This window comes from Actinopolyspora lacussalsi, from assembly GCA_030803735.1.
Classification (GTDB): domain Bacteria; phylum Actinomycetota; class Actinomycetes; order Mycobacteriales; family Pseudonocardiaceae; genus Actinopolyspora; species Actinopolyspora lacussalsi.
In genome coordinates this window covers 2,412,655-2,427,741 of the sequence record JAURUC010000001.1, presented here as the reverse complement: position 1 = coordinate 2,427,741, position 15,087 = coordinate 2,412,655, and the positions used below count along the sequence as shown (strand labels likewise).

The window sequence follows — 15,087 nt, the reverse complement described above, 5'->3', positions numbered from 1 at the left end:
GTCCGAACGGCCACACGCGGAAGCGGACCGGCCACACTCGGAAGAGGGTTGGTCCGACGGCGGTGAGGACCAGCCGCACGGGGGAGAGGACTCGGCAGGCCGGGAAGGTAACAACCATGATCGAACGTGAACTGTGGTCCACGATATCGGTTCCCCACGCTCCCGAGGTGGTCTGGGCGGCGGTGACCGACTGGTCCAGGCAGGGCGAGTGGATGTTGGGAACCCGGGTGTGGATCGCGGGAGGCGGTGGGGACCGCCCCGGTTCGGAACTGGCGGCCTTCACCGGGGTCGGTTCACTGGGGGTGCTCGACACGATGCGGATCGAGGTCTGGCAACCACCCGAGAAGTGCTCCGTGCGGCACACCGGGGCGCTGGTGCGGGGCACCGGTGGTTTCGTGGTGGAGCCCGACGCTGCGGGTGGTAGCCGGTTCCGCTGGTGGGAACGCTTCGAGCTTCCCACGGTGTTCGCGGTCGGCTGGCCGCTGGCCGCACCTGCCGTCGAGTGGGGCCTGCGCCGTTCGCTGCGTTCCTTCGTCGCGTTCTGCCGGAACTACGAGAGCGAGCGGGGAAAACGGTGAGTGCGATCGTCGGCGAGGACGGCAAACCGCGTTGTTCGTGGGGTGCGGACCCGCCGGACTACCGGGAATACCACGACACCGAGTGGGGCAAGCCCGTGCACGGGCAGCACGCGTTGTTCGAGCGACTTTGTCTGGAGTCCTTCCAGTCCGGGCTTTCCTGGTTGACCATTCTGCGGAAACGCCCGGCCTTTCGGGCGGCCTTCGCGGAGTTCGATCCCCGGCGGGTCGCCGAGTTCGACGAACGAGACCGGCAGCGACTGCTCTCCGACCGTGGGATCGTGCGGAACCGGGCCAAGATCGACGCCGCCATCGGCAATGCCCGTGCCGTGCTCGAACTGGATCGACCGTTGGACGAGCTGCTCTGGTCCTTCGCACCTGACCCGGCGACGAGGACACGCCCGGCCACCACGGCGGAGGTGCCTGCCAGCACCCCGGAGTCCGCCGCGATGGCCACTCGACTGCGCGGCCGTGGCTTTCGGTTTCTCGGCCCCGTCACCTGCTACGCGTTGATGCAGGCCACAGGAATGATCGACGATCACGTCGCCGGGTGCTGGCTCGCCCGGTGAGCACCACGTGGCTCTCGGCGCGTGCGTCGGGAGCCAGGCAGCCGCGTGGGCGTTGTCGCGCGAACCCGGGGCGACGCCGGGTCGCTCACTGACCGGTGAACTCCGGGGAGCGTTTCGCCACGAAGGCGTCCACGGCCTCCCGGTGATCCCTGGTGCCGCCGCACTGGTTCTGCGCCCCCGCCTCCACGGCGAGGGCCTCGTCCAGCCCCTCGGCGGCCGCCGCCAGCATCGTTTCCTTGATCCTGGCATAGGCGCTGGTGGGGCCGGTGGCCATGCGTCCCGCCAGTTCCGTGGCGTTGTCCACCGCCTCGTCGCGGGGCACCACGCGGTTGACCATGCCCATCCGCTCCGCCGCTTCGGCGGTCACGGCCTCTCCCAACAGCAGCAGTTCCATCGCGCGTCCGTAGCCGATGAGCCGGGGGAGGGTCCAGGAGGCCCCCGAGTCGGTGGAGAGCCCCACGTCGGCGAACGACATCACGAACTTGGCGTTCTCCGCCGCGATGCGAAGGTCGCAGGCGTACGCGATCGAGGCGCCCGCTCCGGCCGCGACACCGTTGACCGCCGCGATCACCGGTTTGGGCAACGTGGTTATCGCACGGATCAACGGGTTGTAGTGCTCCTCCACCGTGTGCATCGGTGTGCTGTCGCCGGAGTCCAGCTGACTGATGTGCTCCTTGAGGTCCTGACCGGCGCAGAACGCCTTGCCCGCTCCAGTGATCACCACTGCCCGGACCGAGTCGTCGGCCGCCGCCGCTCGGAAGGCTTCGATCAACCGTTCCTTGAGCTCCACGGTGAGCGAGTTGTACGAGTCGGGCCGATTGAGTGTGATTCGGCGCACACCATCGATGTTTTCGGTCAGCAGTACCTCGGTCACGCCACATCTCCCTAGTCATCGGCGTGGACGGTGGCCCGTCCCCGGTTCGTTGTGATACTCACCACGGTGGAGTCGTTCGCCTCTTGCTCCACAGTAGACCTGGTTTCACTCGGTGAGTAGCCGTGCGTACCCGTCCGCCCCCGTCACCTCGGCAGTGTGCACCGCGGGAACACGGGCGGTGATTCGTGGTTGTGGTGGGATGTCCGCTGTGGTGCCCACCCGTCGTGGATGTGGCCGACCGGAACGGCGACGCGCCCGAAAGGTCTTCGACTCGCCGATCGGCGGGACAGGATGATGGAGTTCGCAGCCTGGGCGCATCGTTCGAGCAGCGCAGCACGGACGGAAGTTGATCGGTTCGGTTTCGCGGGTGCGTCCGGATGGGGGAGAATGTAGGACAAAGGCTGGTCCGGTGACCAGTCGGTGGGATGAGTTCACGGAGGGAGCACGCTATGGCGGCCATGAAGCCCCGGACCGGTGACGGTCCCCTCGAGGTGACCAAGGAGGGACGCGGAGTCGTGATGCGCATCCCGCTCGAGGGTGGTGGGCGTCTTGTCGTCGAAATGACGATGGAGGAGGCCACGAATCTGAGCGAGGCTCTAAACTCGGTCACCGGTTGAGGCCGCCGTGAGGTGACCGGCGAGCGTCCGCTCGCCCCGCCATGCGAGCGATCCCGGCGCCGGTGGGTGCCGGGGTCACTTTCCGGCGCGCCGGTACGGGCCGGGACGAGGCCCGGTTATTGTCTCGATCGAGTGATCGTTTTGGTCCCACGACAGCACGAACCAACCGAACAAACAGGTCAGGAAGGTGCCGCAGTGCCCGGTTCCGCTCCCGCGGCTTCGAACCCGGAAGCCGTTCTTCCCGTGATTCCGACCGCTTTGGTCGAGGTCGACGTCGTCGAACGATGGGGTGAGGGAATCCCGGCCGCGGTACCGGTGGCCGACATCGACGGCGAACCGGATCTGGAAACCGCCGCCGAGAACCTCGGTGTCGACACCGCGACTCTGCGAGCACTGGACGTCAGTGGCAAGGCGGGTGAAGTCCGCGCGGTTCCGCTTTCCGAGGGGCGACTCGGCTGGGCCGTGGGCATCGGTGACGGTGAGCCGTTCCGCTGGCGCACCGCTGGTGGTGAACTGGCCAGGGCGATTCGTGCCCGTATCGGTGACTCCGATGGTGAGGGAGCCGATCCCCGCGATCTGGGTGAGGCACTGGACGTGGAGTACGTGCAGTTCCGGCTGCCCTCCGGGGCCACCTCGGAGCTCGTCAGCGCCCTCACACTGGGCGTGGCACTGGGGGAGTACCACTTCAGGGTGAGTGCGCGTCCGACACCGCCCCGCGTGCGCAAGGTTCTGCTGGTGGCTCAGCCGGGTGAGGACGTCACGCGGCTGCGCGAGACCGCCCGACGCGCCAGGGAGTGGGCCTCGGCGACCTCGGTCGCACGCGACCTCGCCAACGCGCCCTCCAACGTCAAGAGCCCGGCGTGGCTGGCCGACACCGCCGCTGCCATGACCGGCTCCGTAACCGGACTCAACGCGAGGGTGCGGGACGAGAAGTGGCTGGCCGGGCAGGGATTCGGTGGTGTGCTCGCGGTCGGTGGTGGCTCTTCCAGGCCGCCGCGGCTCCTCGAACTCACCTGGCAGGGTTCCGGTGACGACGATTCCGGGACCCGCCATGTCGTGCTGGTGGGCAAAGGGATCACTTTCGACACCGGCGGGATCTCGTTGAAACCCGCCGAGGGCATGGAAATGATGCGCACCGACATGGCGGGTGGCGGTGCCGTGATCGGCGCCATGCTGGCCATAGCCAGGCTGGAGCTTCCCGTCCGGGTGACCGCGTTGGTCCCGATGGCCGAGAACCACGTCTCCGGGTCCGCCTACCGCCCCGGTGACGTGGTGCGTCACTACGACGGGACCACGACCGAGGTAGCCAACACCGACGCCGAGGGGCGCATGGTGATGGCTGACGCGCTCGGGTACGCCGTTCGCAACCACGAACCCGATCTGATCGTGGACGTCGCCACGTTGACCGGTGCGATGAAGGTCGCGCTCGGGCTGCGAACCGGTGGTGTGTTCAGCAGCGACGAGAAACTCGGTGAACGGGTGCGTGACGCCGGGCGGCGTGCCGGTGAGAACTGGTGGCCCATGCCGCTGTCCGAGGACCACGCCACCGACGTCCGCGGCACCACGGCCGACGTCAAGCAGGCAGCACAGGGCCCTGGTGCGCTGATGGCGGCACTGTTCCTCCGCGAGTTCACCGGCGAGTTGCCGTGGGCGCACCTCGACATCGCCGGTCCCGCGCGCGCCGACAAACCCTACGACGAGGTGGTCGCGGGGGCCACCGGGTTCGCCGCCCGAACCCTCGTCGAATTCGTCGCCGGGTTGGAGGAGTAGCTCGCGGCTCGGCTTTCGTAGCTGGTTGAAGTGGCGGAACCTCTGGCACGGCTCTCGCTGCGGGGAGGCCCGACATCGGGTAGGTACTACACAACGTCGGGGCCGTCCTCGCGAGAGCCGCACCGGAGAACCCGCGGCGGTGCTGACCGCGAGGGTGGTCGGGGCTCGACTTGCGGGAGTGGTGGGAGTTCGAGTTGCGTCGTAGCGGCGCGGCGATTTCGCGAGAAATCGACGGAGCCGGGAAACCACCACCTCACGCACCGACGGCCCACCCAACCGCGCGGCGATTTCGCGAGAAATCGACGCCGCGAATCGACGCCGCGCTACTCCCGGTGCTTGCCCGGGAGTGGGCCGTTCCGACCGTCAGGTGGCGTCGGAGTCGAACGGTGGGCGTTCGCCCGGATCCAGCGGCTTTTCCCGACGGAACGACGGGGGAGCGTCCGATCTCGGTTTGTGCCCGTTCGTACCCGAACCCCGATCGTTGGTGACCCCGTCCAGCGGGTTCTCGTCGTCGAACAGGTGCTTGTTCACCGCCCGCTTGGGGTCGAAATCGCGGATGCCGCGCAGATCCTCCAACGGCTTGCGCAGATCGTCGAACTCCGGTCCCAGCTCGGAACGCAGTTGATCCCGTGCTCCGGTGGCGTACTCGCGGACCTGACGAACCGTCTTACCCAGCCAGGCCGCCGCGGAAGGCAGCCGTTCGGGTCCGAGGATGAACAGACCGGCGACGATGAGAACCAGGATCTCACCCCAGCCGATGCTATCGAACACCTCGACTCCTTCCGGGGCGTCGCGTCGGTGCCCGCACTGTGGGGTGAGCGGGAACCGCTGTCCGGACTCAGCCTATCCAAACTCGGCGCGCTATTGGAGGGTGACGTCCAGGACGAGTTCGTTGCCATCGCGAACCACGGTCACCGGAACGACCGCACCCACGTCGTGCTCGTCCACCGCGACCTGCAACTCGTCGGCTCCGGTGATCTCACGGTCGTCCACCTTGGTGATCACGTCGCCCTCGACGACCCCGGCCTTCTCGGCGGCGCTGCCCTGCTTCACGTTCTGGACCTGGGCGCCGTCGGCGATGCCGTCGGTGACCGACTTGGTGTTCACGCCGAGCTCGGCGTGCTTTACCTCACCGGTGCGGATGAGCTGTTGGGCTATCTGGCGAACCTTGTCGATCGGTACCGCGAACCCGAGCCCGATCGATCCGCTGCTGCCGCCCGCGCCCAACGTCCTGATGGCCGTGTTGATGCCCACCACGGCTCCGTTCCCCGACACCAATGCTCCACCCGAGTTGCCCGGGTTCACGGCCGCGTCGGTCTGAATGGCGTCGATCACGGCGTTGGTGTCGGTGCCCTCACCGGCGAGTCGCATCGGCCGATCGAGCGAGCTGACGATGCCGCTGGTGACGGTGTTGTCCAGCCCCAGCGGGGAACCGATGGCCAGCACCTCGTCCCCGACGCGCAGGTCCTCCGAGGACCCCAGCTGCGCGACGGTCGGATTGCTGACCTCCACCTTGAGTACCGCGAGGTCGGTTTGCGGATCGCGTCCGACGATTCGAGCCGATGTCCTGGTGCCGTCCGAGAAAACCGTGAATATCTTCGCGTTCGGTGTGTCCGCGGCCATCGAGACCACGTGGTTGTTCGTCACGACGTAGCCGTTGCCGTCGATCACGACACCCGAACCGGTGCCCCCCTCGGAACCTATCCTCACCTCGACCGAGACCACAGCGGGCACCACGCGAGAGGCGACTCCCGAAACCGAACCCGCGGGGCGGTCGTTGCCCGGTTCCACACTGGCCAGCGTCACGTCCGGATTGGTGAGCGGATTGCCCTCCTCGGCGGTGATACGCCCCACGAATCCCCCGGCCGCTCCGAGCAGCAACACCACCAGCCCAAGGGTGAGCAGGGAACGGGGACGAACCCTGCGTCCGAACAGCACTTCCCGCGCACTGAGCAGTGGACCCTCACCGGGGGGCGTCCCCGACTCCGAGCGGTTCTCCTCCAGCGCGGGGCCACCGAGTACCGCTCCCGAGGTGGGATCGCGCCAGGGATCCTGTTCGCCCTGCTCGTTCCAGAAGACCGGTTCGTCGGTGCCGTCCTCGCCCGACTGCCGCGCTCCCGTTTCCCACGGTGCGCGTTGTAATGGTTCCGAGGCACCCGCCGGACGACCGAACGCGTGCGCCAGTGATTCCGGGGTCGGTGGCGCGTGATTCACCCGGGGAGTGCTGTCGGTACCCCGGTGGTCGAAGCTGCCTCGAACTCCCTCGGGCCTGCCGAAGACGACGGCCTCGGGCGGATGCTCTTCCGAGTCGTTCCCGGCCGAGGAGTACCGGGGCGCTGTCTCCCGGTGTGTCGTCGGCTCATCGTGCTCGACGTTCGCAGCGGGTCCATCCGTGCCCGAATGCTCTCCCGGATCCCCCTGATGCGCGGATGTCCTCGGCTGCTCGCTCATCGCTCCCCGGTTTTACGCACGTGTCGGTTCTCGGCCGGCTGCCCTGAGTGCATCACACGAAGGAGACATCGCGCTCACCGGAGTGGGATAGCCGTTCGGCGAATCCTCCGGCCGTCTCCCGCGCTCGACACTTCGGCGCACGTGCCATGTTGCCCGAGCGGGAGTGAAGTCCTCGTTGGCTTCGGCGCGTGAACTCGGTGCGTGGCGGTTACGAAGCCGGGTCGGGAGCGGGGACGGAACTCCTGTCCGGCGCGTTCGGCCGCACGGAGACACTGGCGGCCGGGGCTGTCGTCGACTCGGTCGTGGGCACCGCCGCCGCGGTACTCGGGGCGTCCTCGCTCGGCGTGGTCGAGCTGCCCGCTTCCTCGACGGCTCCGCCCGGTGACATCGGATCGGGCACCGTGTTCACCGGGTTACGTGCTCCGTCCGTCGGGGTGTTCATGAATGCCAGCGCCCCCAGCACGAGGCCGGAGAACACCACACCCGCACTCTGTTTGGCGCGACGTCCGCCGAGTCTCGACTGCTGCGTCCCCGTGTCGGTCGGGAGCGAGCCGCCCTCGGAGACGGATCCGACTCGGCCGGAACCTTTTCCCAACGGGGTACTCGTCCCTAATGGTGCGGATTTCGAGCTCCCCGGACGCCGGTTGAGCGTGACGAGCTGTCCGTCCTCGCTCAGCGCCAGGTTGTCCGGCTGCTCGGGTAGCTCGGCGGTCGCGGGGATCGACTGCAACGACTGCAGTAGTTGTGGGGAGATCGAAGGTGTCGACGCGGTTCGTACGGCCGAACGTGCCTGCCGCTGTGCGTCCGCCTCCGTGGCACAACTCGGACAGGTGGCCAGGTGCGCGGCGGCGCGGTCGTGCGCCCCCGGACTGAGCTCGCCGTCCACGAAAGCCACCAGTGCGTCCAGCGCCAGATGCTGCTCAGGCAGCCCCCACCCTCGAAGACCGGTCATGCTGTTTCCTCCCGAGTTGGCTCACGGCGAGCCTCCAGGGCCGACTTCAGCAACTGCCGCCCGCGGTGGATGCGGCTACGTACGGTTCCCAGCTTGACGCCCAGCGTGGCACCGATCTCCTCGTAGGAGAGACCTTCGACGTCGCACAGCACGATCGCCGCACGGAACTCCGGAGAGAGCTCCTCCAGGGCAGCCTGCAGGTCCGGATCCAGATGGGTGTCCTGGAAAACCTGCTCCGGGCTCGGGCCCCGTCCCGGGATGCGATCGGTGTCCTCCGGCAGTCCCTCCATGCGCAACCTGGAGCGCCTGCGTGCCATGTCCAGGAAGAGGTTGGTCGTGATGCGGTGCAGCCATCCCTCGAAAGTGCCGGGACGGTACGACGCCAGCGACCGGAACACCCGGATGAAGGTCTCCTGAGTGAGATCCTCCGCGTCGTGCTTGTTGCCGGAGAGCCGGAATGCCAACCGGTACACGCGGTCGGCGTGTTCCCGGACCACTTCCTCCCACGAGGGGGGCGTCCAGTTGGCGGCGGTCTCCTCTGGGGAAACCACGGGTTGTTCGCCGTGCTCTTCCGAATCCACCGACCGGGGGACCGTGGTTCCGCTGTCGGAACGTGCTGTCCCCGCGGTGTTCGGTGGAATCGGGCTCGGTGCTGCCGTGTGGGTGGCCATGTGGCGAGAAGGCACCTCCTGCGGGCGGTTGCGCCCGGTAGAACGATCGCCTCGGCCGGTTTGTTCCCGACACCGCGGCTTCGTGGGGACGTAGCGGCGATGCGTCGCAAATCCTGCCGACTGTCACCCTTCGAGTGTGCTTCCCGGTGATTAGGTGACCGTGATAAGAGCCTGAGAAGCTCCTGAGAACTTGTTCTCACCCGTCGGTCCGGTCCTCCGGGGCCGCGGTCGGGTTCCGCCCGTAACCGATCCCTTCCGAACTCGTTTCGCTCTGTTGTGGTTCGAACTCGGAAATTCGTGGGGCGGGAGCTGCCGGAGCGGTGCGTACGCGGACTCCCGGAGCGTTACCCGGCGGTGGGCAGAGGTTACGCGATCGTTGTACCCCACCTCGCCGAGTAGCCACTCCCACAACGATAACCTGTGCAATTGTGCAACCCGAGATTTCCTCCTCCGTGCCGATGGGTAGTGGCCCTCCGCCACCCCGCGACCGCGGCGGGGGTATGCCCGGCCGCGTCCGGAACTCCGCTCGCGCTCCCGTGGAGCTGGTCGGGGAGCCGCCGATGACCGACGGGGTCGTGGCGGAACGGTTCGGGTCACCCGAGGCGATGTTGCGTTTCCTGGCATCGGCGTTGCGCGCCAGGGCGGCGGTCGAGGTCGCCGGTTCGTCGTCCACGGCGCTCGCCCTGTGCGAGGGAATGATCCCGGAAGGCACCCTGACGTGTATCACACTCGACACCGAGGCGCAGCGGGCGACCCGCGAGGCGGTCGCCGAAGCCGGACTGTCGGGCAACAAGCTCCGGATGATCACCGGTGTGGGGGCCGATGTGCTGCCCAGGCTGGCCGAGGACGCCTACGACCTGGTGCACATCGTGGTCGGGAACTCGCCCCTGGCGGAGCTGTTGGAACTGGCCACGCCGTTGCTGCGCCCCGGTGCGACGTTGCTTCTCAACGGGGCGTTTCGGTACGCCGCTGGTGACAGGGTGTTCGATCCCGACGGCGGTCCGCAGATGCCCCGCGACATCCTGAACGCGATTCACGCCGATCCCAGGCTGGTCCCGGTCGCCCTGCCCATCGGCAGCGGGCTGCTGGCCATCGCCCGCACCTGATGGTGGATTGGTCGGGTGCCGGTTGCACAGGTGGTTGCGTAGCCGGCACGTGAGTCGGCGCCTTGCGGCGTTGGGCCGGCTCTTGAGTAGCGACCTACGCGGCGAGCGGCCCGGCCTTGCAATGCATCCGACTCACGCACCGGGGACGAGCCCGCTGCCTCGCTCACGGCTGCTTCCCCACGGCGGTCTCCGGGCGCCGCGATTTCTCGCGAAATCGCCGGGCCATCGACGCAGGTCGAGCTCCGACCACTTGCGCAGTCGGCACCGCCGCACGCGAGGTTCCGCCAAACAACGGCCCAGGCAACCGGCTGGTTCCCGATCTCCCTAAGCGGGGGAGACGGAGAGCAACTGCCCCGCCAGTCCCCGTGCCCTGGTCGACAGCTTCTTGGCGACGTCGGCCAGCACCTGGCTCGCGGGCGAGTCGGGGTCCTCCAGCACCAGTGGGAAGCCGCTGTCCCCGGCCTCGCGAAGTCGGGTGTCCAGCGGTACCTGTCCGAGCAGCGGGACGTCCGAACCGACGGAGCGGGTCAGCGAGTCCGAGACGATCTGACCGCCGCCGGTGCCGAAGACCTCCACGCGCTGGCCGTCGGGCAGCTCCATCCACGACATGTTCTCCACGACACCGGCGATGCGCTGTCGGGTCTGCATCGCGATGGCGCCCGCGCGCTCGGCCACCTCGGCCGCGGCCTGCTGTGGCGTGGTGACCACCAGGATCTCCGCGTTCGGGATCAGCTGGGCGGTGGACAGCGCGACGTCGCCCGTACCCGGTGGCAGGTCCAGCAGCAGCACGTCCAGATCCCCCCAGAAGACGTCCGAGAGGAACTGCTGCAACGCGCGGTGCAGCATCGGGCCACGCCAGACCACCGGCGTGTTTCCCGGGGTGAACATGCCGATCGAGATCAGCTTGACCCCGTGCGCCTGCGGCGGCATGATCATGTTCTCGACCTGGGTGGGCTTGCTCTCGGTCCCCAGCATTCGTGGCACCGAGTGGCCGTAGATGTCGGCGTCGACGACACCGACGGACAGGCCGCGCTCGGCCATCGAGGCCGCTAGGTTGACGGTCACGCTGGACTTGCCGACGCCGCCCTTGCCGGAGGCGACGCAGTAAACCCGGGTGAGCGACCCCGGTTCGGCGAAGGGAATGCGGGGTTCCTCGGAGTCACCGCGCAGCTGCTTGCGCAGCTCGGTGCGCTGCTCATCACTCATCACGTCGAGTTCCACCTCGACGGAGCTGACCCCGGTGACCTCGGAAACGGCTGAGTCGACCCGCTGGGTGATGGTCTCCCGCATCGGACAGCCCTGCACCGTCAGGTACACGCCGACCTTGACGTCACCCTCGGAGCCGATGGTCACGTCCTTGACCATGCCGAGATCGGTGATCGGCTTGTGGATCTCCGGGTCCTCCACCTGGGTGAGGGCCTGCCGCACCGCGTCCTCGGTGGGAGTGGGCTGCGTAGTGGTCACGGTTACGCGACACCGACCTTTCCTGAGCTGGTGTGCCGACACTTATGTTACGGACGAGTACCCGAGGATTCACAGCCCGACCGGCAATCGTTCCGTTCAACCCTGCTCCACGGCCCCGGAGCTGTCGGGTCCCTCACCCCGTGCGCTGCTTCGTCGCCGCCTGCTTTCCGGGCTCTCCGTGCCGGGGAGGTCGTCACGCAACCGATCCAGTTCGCCGCGCAGGTAGTCCCGTGTGGCGACCTCGCCGACAGCCAGTCTAAGGGCGGCGAGTTCCCGAGCGAGGTACTCGGTGTCGGCTTTGGTCCGCTCGGCCCGCGCGCGGTCCTCCTCGAGCGATACCCGGTCCCGGTCGTCCTGCCGGTTCTGCGCGAGCAGGATCAACGGTGCCGCGTAGGCGGCCTGGGTGGAGAACGCCAGGTTGAGCAGGATGAACGGGTAGGGGTCCCAGGCCAGCCGTACCGCCACGAGGTTGACCGTGATCCAGCTTACGACGAGCACGGTCTGCCAGAACAGGAACTTGCCGGTGCCGAGGAACCTCGCGATCCGTTCGGAGAACTTGCCGAACAGCTCCGGGTCGACCTCGAAGGCCGGGCGGTGGCGTCTGCGTGGCTGGTCGAGCCGTCTGCGCGGGAAGAGCTCAGGCATGGTCACCGTCCGTCCCCGGCTCGAACTCCGGGGTCCCGGCGTCGGGAAGACCTCCCTCGCGCCAGTTCTCCGGGAGCAGGTGGTCCAGCACGTCGTCGACGGTGACGGCACCGAGCAGATGTTCCTGGTCGTCCAGCACCGGTCCGCAGACCAGGTTGTAGGCGGCGAAGTAGCGGGTGATCTCGGCCAGTTTGGCTCCGGTGGTCAGGCTGGCGAGGTCGGTGTCCACCGCTCCGGCGACGAGGTTGGAGGGGGGTTCGCGCAGCAGCCGCTGGATGTGGACGCAGCCGAGGTACGGGCCCGTCGGGGTCTCCGAGGGCGGGCGGCAGACGAAGACCATGCTCGCCAGCGCGACCGGCAGTTCCGCGTTGCGCACGCGGGCGAGGGCCTCCGCGACGGTGGCGTCCGGTGCCAGCACCACCGGATCGGGGGTCATCAGACCGCCCGCGGTGTCGGCCGAGTACGCCAGCAGCCGTTTGACGGGTTCGGACTCCTCGGGGGCCATCAGGTTGAGCAGCCGTTCCTTGTCCGGTTCGGTCAGCTCGGCCAGCAGGTCGGCGGCGTCGTCCGGGTTCATCGCCTCGAGCAGGTCGGCCACCCGGTCCTCGTCGAGGTGGGCCACCAGGTCCTTCTGGTCCTCCTCGGGGAGTTCCTCGACGACGTCGGCCAACCGTTCGTCGTCCAGCGCCTCCGCGACCTCGTACCGCCGCTTCTCCGGCAGGTCGTGCAGCGCGCTGGCGACGTCGACCGCGCGCATCTCGTCGAGGACGCCGAGCAGCTCGTTGACCTCCTGCGGTTGCTCCGTCAGCTGTGCCGTGGCCGGTCCGGCGACCTGGTCCCAGGCCAGCACCTGTATCGGTCCCTTGCGCCCCAGCGGCCCGCTGCGCACGTGCACGGCCACCTTGCCGAGCTGCCACTCCCGGTTGCGCTGCTGTTCCAGTGCCGCGTCGACGAGCACGGCCGACCTGCCCGAGGGGAGCAGCGTCACCCGTGCGTCCAGCAGCTGTCCGAGCACCAGCACCTCGTTCGGACGCTGGTGGAACCGGCGCATGTTCACGCTGCCGGTGGAAAGCAGCACCGCATTGGACTCGATACCGGTGACCCGCAGCATGGGGACGAAGATGCGGCGGTGGGTGGCGACCTCGACCACGATGCCCAGCACGCGTGGTGGGTGCCGGTCCTTGCGCAGCCCCGCCACGACATCGCGCACCTTGCCGATGGACTGCCCGTCGGGTCCGAAGACGACAAGGCCGGACATGCGCGCCGCGAATACTCTGCTGCTGCCAGCCACGCCGATCAGGCTAGTTGCTCCGACCGGGCTGAGCAGCGGCGAAACGCGGTGCGGACCGCGTGCCGGTCGCCTCGTGGTAGACAAAACCCGGCTCGCGGCGGTTCGTGGTGACACCTCGCCCGGAATCGCCGACGTGACCACTCGATGCCTCCGCCCGTCCACATGGTGGGGCCGGGCCGCTTCCGCCCGGTGACCCCGCCGGGGCGGAGGATCGGACAGCAGTGTTCCCGCGCGAAGGAGTGCCCGACGTGGCCGATCCGCAACGTTCCCGCCGCAGCTGTCTCGCGGTGCCCGGCTCCAGCCCGAAGATGATCGACAAGGCCAGGGGGCTGGGGTCGGACCAGTTCTTCCTCGATCTGGAGGACGCGGTCGCCCCGTTGGCCAAGGCCCAGGCACGCGAGAACGTCGTCGCCGCGCTGAACGAGGGAGGCTGGGGAGACCGGATCCGCACCGTCCGGGTCAACGATTCGGAAAGCCAGTGGGCCTATCGTGACGTGGTGGACGTGGTGGAGGGGGCGGGCCGGTCGCTGGACACCGTCATGCTCCCCAAGGTCACCGGTCCCGAGCAGGTGAGTTGGCTCGACCTCACGATTACCCAGATCGAACGGGCACTGGGACTCGCCGTGGGGTCGATCGGTATCGAGGCGCAGATCGAGGACGCCAAGGGGCTGACCTCGGTCGACTCGATAGCCGCCGCCTCGGCCCGGCTGTGTGCGCTGGTGTTCGGCCCGGCCGACTTCATGGCCTCCATCAACATGCCCTCGCTCGTGGTCGGTGAGCAGCCTCCCGGATACGACGTGGGTGACGCCTACCACCACGTGCTGATGCGGTTGCTCACCGCGGCTCGTGCCAACGGCCTGCAGGCCATCGACGGGCCGTACCTGCAGATCAAGGACCTCGAGGGTCTTCGCCGGGTGGCGGGTCGTTCCGCCGCGCTCGGTCTGGACGGCAAGTGGGTGCTGCACCCCGACCAGGTCGAGCCCGTCAACGCGGTGTTCTCGCCGCGACAGCGGGACTACGAGCGGGCGGAGAACATCCTCGACGCCTACGCCTGGTACACCTCGGAAGCCGGTGGCAGGCGTGGTGCCGCCATGCTGGGTGACGAGATGATCGACGAGGCCTCCCGCAAGATGGCGCTCGTGGTGGCCGCCAAGGGGCGTGCCGCCGGGCTCCCCAGGCAAGATCCCTGGCAACCTCCTGAGAGCTGAGTTCACCCGGCTCGGTTGTCGTAGGTGATCGCGTGGCGGAACCTCTGGCACGGCTCTCGCTCCGGGAGGCCCGACATCGGGTAGTTACTACACAACGTCGGGCCTTCCTCGCGAGAGCCGCACCGGAGAACCCGCGGCGGTGCCGACTGCGGGCGTGGTCGGGGCTCGACCTGCGAGGGTGGTCGGGGCTCGGCACTGCGTCGTACCGGCGCGGCGATTTCGTGGGAAATCGACGCTCGGCCGAGCCGCACCACATCCCCGTTCGGTGCGTGTAATCCAGTGTTGGGGATTCGTTAATCCGGTGCGGGTGGTTCTCCTTCCCGGCTGCGGAGCAGGCTGTGCGTATCTGCTCGTCGGGACCGGGAGCCCTTGCGTGTACGACGATCCGAATCGTGCCGTGGTGCTGGGTTGGAGCGGCACCCTCGTCCAGTACCACCGTGGCCGCGCCCGGCTGGTTCCCGGCGCCGATACCGCGCTGTCGGGGGCACGCCTCGCCTCGATCCCGGTGATCGTGCTCACCGAACAGCCGTTGCGAGAAGTAGCCTCCCAGGCACGCGGACTACGTGTCGCCGACCGGTTGTCCATTGTGATCCCGAGTAGTCGCGACAGGGTGACCGAACTGGCGAAGCTGCGCGTGGAGTACCCTCGGCTGGCTTTGGTGGGAAGCACCGAGGAGGAGATCGTCGCTGCCCGCAGTGCGGGCGTGCTCGCGTTCGGGTTCTCCGGCGGGGGCCGCGCGGGCAGACTGCTGCGTGCGGCCGGCGCGGAAGCGGTTTTGTCCAAACTGGACCGCTCGTTGGCGCTGCGGATCACCGAGCAGCGCTTGTTCACCGCTTCGGGAGATCCCGGGTAGCCGTCGCCGCGCCCGAGTCGAAGTCCGCGGCACGAACCGTC

15 protein-coding genes are annotated in these 15,087 nt (G+C 68.3%); 7 read left to right on the top strand and 8 right to left on the bottom strand.

What is annotated here, in order from left to right; translation table 11 throughout:
• Window positions 1-116: 116 nt before the first annotated feature.
• Entirely contained in the window at window positions 117-578 is a 462-nt protein-coding gene (locus J2S53_RS10770; RefSeq protein WP_456240852.1) for an SRPBCC family protein, read from the top strand.
• Window positions 575-1,144 carry a DNA-3-methyladenine glycosylase I gene (locus J2S53_RS10765; protein ID WP_456240851.1) on the top strand — a complete coding sequence of 190 codons (570 nt, stop codon included), beginning with the start codon at window positions 575-577 and terminating at the stop codon, window positions 1,142-1,144. The genes J2S53_RS10770 and J2S53_RS10765 overlap by 4 nt, the downstream gene beginning before the upstream one ends.
• Window positions 1,145-1,229: 85 nt before the next feature.
• On the opposite strand, the gene J2S53_RS10760 is transcribed toward J2S53_RS10765, so the two are convergent.
• Window positions 1,230-2,018 (bottom strand): enoyl-CoA hydratase-related protein, encoded by a 789-nt coding sequence (locus tag J2S53_RS10760; RefSeq protein WP_092978452.1) that lies wholly within the window; start codon window positions 2,016-2,018, stop codon window positions 1,230-1,232.
• A 449-nt stretch (window positions 2,019-2,467) separates the two neighbouring features.
• On the opposite strand from J2S53_RS10760, the gene J2S53_RS10755 reads away from it, so the two are divergent.
• Window positions 2,468-2,635 carry a DUF3117 domain-containing protein gene (locus J2S53_RS10755; protein ID WP_019853228.1) on the top strand — a complete coding sequence of 56 codons (168 nt, stop codon included), beginning with the start codon at window positions 2,468-2,470 and terminating at the stop codon, window positions 2,633-2,635.
• Between the two features lie 195 nt (window positions 2,636-2,830).
• Window positions 2,831-4,405, top strand: a complete 1,575-nt coding sequence (locus J2S53_RS10750) for a leucyl aminopeptidase (RefSeq protein WP_456240850.1) — start codon at window positions 2,831-2,833, stop codon at window positions 4,403-4,405.
• 363 nt (window positions 4,406-4,768) lie between these two features.
• On the opposite strand, the gene J2S53_RS10745 is transcribed toward J2S53_RS10750, so the two are convergent.
• The 4 genes from J2S53_RS10745 to sigE form a co-directional block, all read right to left on the bottom strand.
• Entirely contained in the window at window positions 4,769-5,176 is a 408-nt protein-coding gene (locus J2S53_RS10745; RefSeq protein WP_456240849.1) for a sec-independent translocase, read from the bottom strand.
• A 90-nt stretch (window positions 5,177-5,266) separates the two neighbouring features.
• Complete coding sequence (locus J2S53_RS10740; protein WP_456240848.1) at window positions 5,267-6,856, bottom strand: S1C family serine protease; 1,590 nt, start codon at window positions 6,854-6,856, stop codon at window positions 5,267-5,269.
• Window positions 6,857-7,064: 208 nt separating this feature from the next.
• A complete protein-coding gene (locus J2S53_RS10735) occupies window positions 7,065-7,808 on the bottom strand; it encodes a zf-HC2 domain-containing protein (RefSeq protein ID WP_456240847.1) in 744 nt (247 codons plus the stop codon).
• Complete coding sequence (gene sigE, locus J2S53_RS10730) at window positions 7,805-8,479, bottom strand: RNA polymerase sigma factor SigE (protein ID WP_456240846.1); 675 nt, start codon at window positions 8,477-8,479, stop codon at window positions 7,805-7,807. Before sigE ends, J2S53_RS10735 begins: the two co-directional genes overlap by 4 nt.
• A gap of 560 nt (window positions 8,480-9,039) precedes the next feature.
• On the opposite strand from sigE, the gene J2S53_RS10725 reads away from it, so the two are divergent.
• Window positions 9,040-9,585: an O-methyltransferase gene (locus J2S53_RS10725; protein WP_456240845.1), complete on the top strand. Its 546-nt coding sequence runs from the start codon at window positions 9,040-9,042 to the stop codon at window positions 9,583-9,585.
• Window positions 9,586-9,909: 324 nt separating this feature from the next.
• On the opposite strand, the gene J2S53_RS10720 is transcribed toward J2S53_RS10725, so the two are convergent.
• From J2S53_RS10720 to J2S53_RS10710, 3 genes are all read right to left on the bottom strand, one after another.
• Window positions 9,910-11,049, bottom strand: a complete 1,140-nt coding sequence (locus J2S53_RS10720) for an Mrp/NBP35 family ATP-binding protein (protein WP_456240844.1) — start codon at window positions 11,047-11,049, stop codon at window positions 9,910-9,912.
• A 96-nt stretch (window positions 11,050-11,145) separates the two neighbouring features.
• The gene (locus J2S53_RS10715) at window positions 11,146-11,694 is read right to left on the bottom strand and encodes a DUF1003 domain-containing protein (RefSeq protein WP_456240843.1); all 549 of its coding nucleotides are present in this window, start codon (window positions 11,692-11,694) and stop codon (window positions 11,146-11,148) included.
• Window positions 11,687-12,985 carry a magnesium transporter MgtE N-terminal domain-containing protein gene (locus tag J2S53_RS10710; protein ID WP_456240842.1) on the bottom strand — a complete coding sequence of 433 codons (1,299 nt, stop codon included), beginning with the start codon at window positions 12,983-12,985 and terminating at the stop codon, window positions 11,687-11,689. The genes J2S53_RS10715 and J2S53_RS10710 overlap by 8 nt, the downstream gene beginning before the upstream one ends.
• Window positions 12,986-13,233: 248 nt before the next feature.
• Here J2S53_RS10710 and J2S53_RS10705 point away from each other — a divergent pair, with 248 nt between their 5' ends.
• Both J2S53_RS10705 and J2S53_RS10700 read left to right on the top strand, forming a co-directional pair.
• The gene (locus J2S53_RS10705) at window positions 13,234-14,193 is read left to right on the top strand and encodes an HpcH/HpaI aldolase/citrate lyase family protein (protein WP_456240841.1); all 960 of its coding nucleotides are present in this window, start codon (window positions 13,234-13,236) and stop codon (window positions 14,191-14,193) included.
• A 373-nt stretch (window positions 14,194-14,566) separates the two neighbouring features.
• On the top strand, window positions 14,567-15,046 hold the full coding sequence (locus J2S53_RS10700; protein WP_456240840.1) for an HAD family hydrolase: 480 nt from the start codon (window positions 14,567-14,569) through the stop codon (window positions 15,044-15,046).
• The last annotated feature ends 41 nt before the right edge of the window (window positions 15,047-15,087 follow it).

What these genes read in the sequence shown, in the direction of transcription:
- J2S53_RS10770 (WP_456240852.1), top strand. Translation starts at nt 117, where the DNA reads ATGATCGAACGTGAACTGTGGTCCACGATATCGGTTCCCCACGCTCCC.
- J2S53_RS10755 (WP_019853228.1), top strand. Translation starts at nt 2,468, where the DNA reads ATGGCGGCCATGAAGCCCCGGACCGGTGACGGTCCCCTCGAGGTGACC.
- J2S53_RS10740 (WP_456240848.1), bottom strand. Translation starts at nt 6,856, where the DNA reads ATGAGCGAGCAGCCGAGGACATCCGCGCATCAGGGGGATCCGGGAGAG.
- J2S53_RS10735 (WP_456240847.1), bottom strand. Translation starts at nt 7,808, where the DNA reads ATGACCGGTCTTCGAGGGTGGGGGCTGCCTGAGCAGCATCTGGCGCTG.
- sigE (WP_456240846.1), bottom strand. Translation starts at nt 8,479, where the DNA reads ATGGCCACCCACACGGCAGCACCGAGCCCGATTCCACCGAACACCGCG.
- J2S53_RS10725 (WP_456240845.1), top strand. Translation starts at nt 9,040, where the DNA reads ATGACCGACGGGGTCGTGGCGGAACGGTTCGGGTCACCCGAGGCGATG.
- J2S53_RS10715 (WP_456240843.1), bottom strand. Translation starts at nt 11,694, where the DNA reads ATGCCTGAGCTCTTCCCGCGCAGACGGCTCGACCAGCCACGCAGACGC.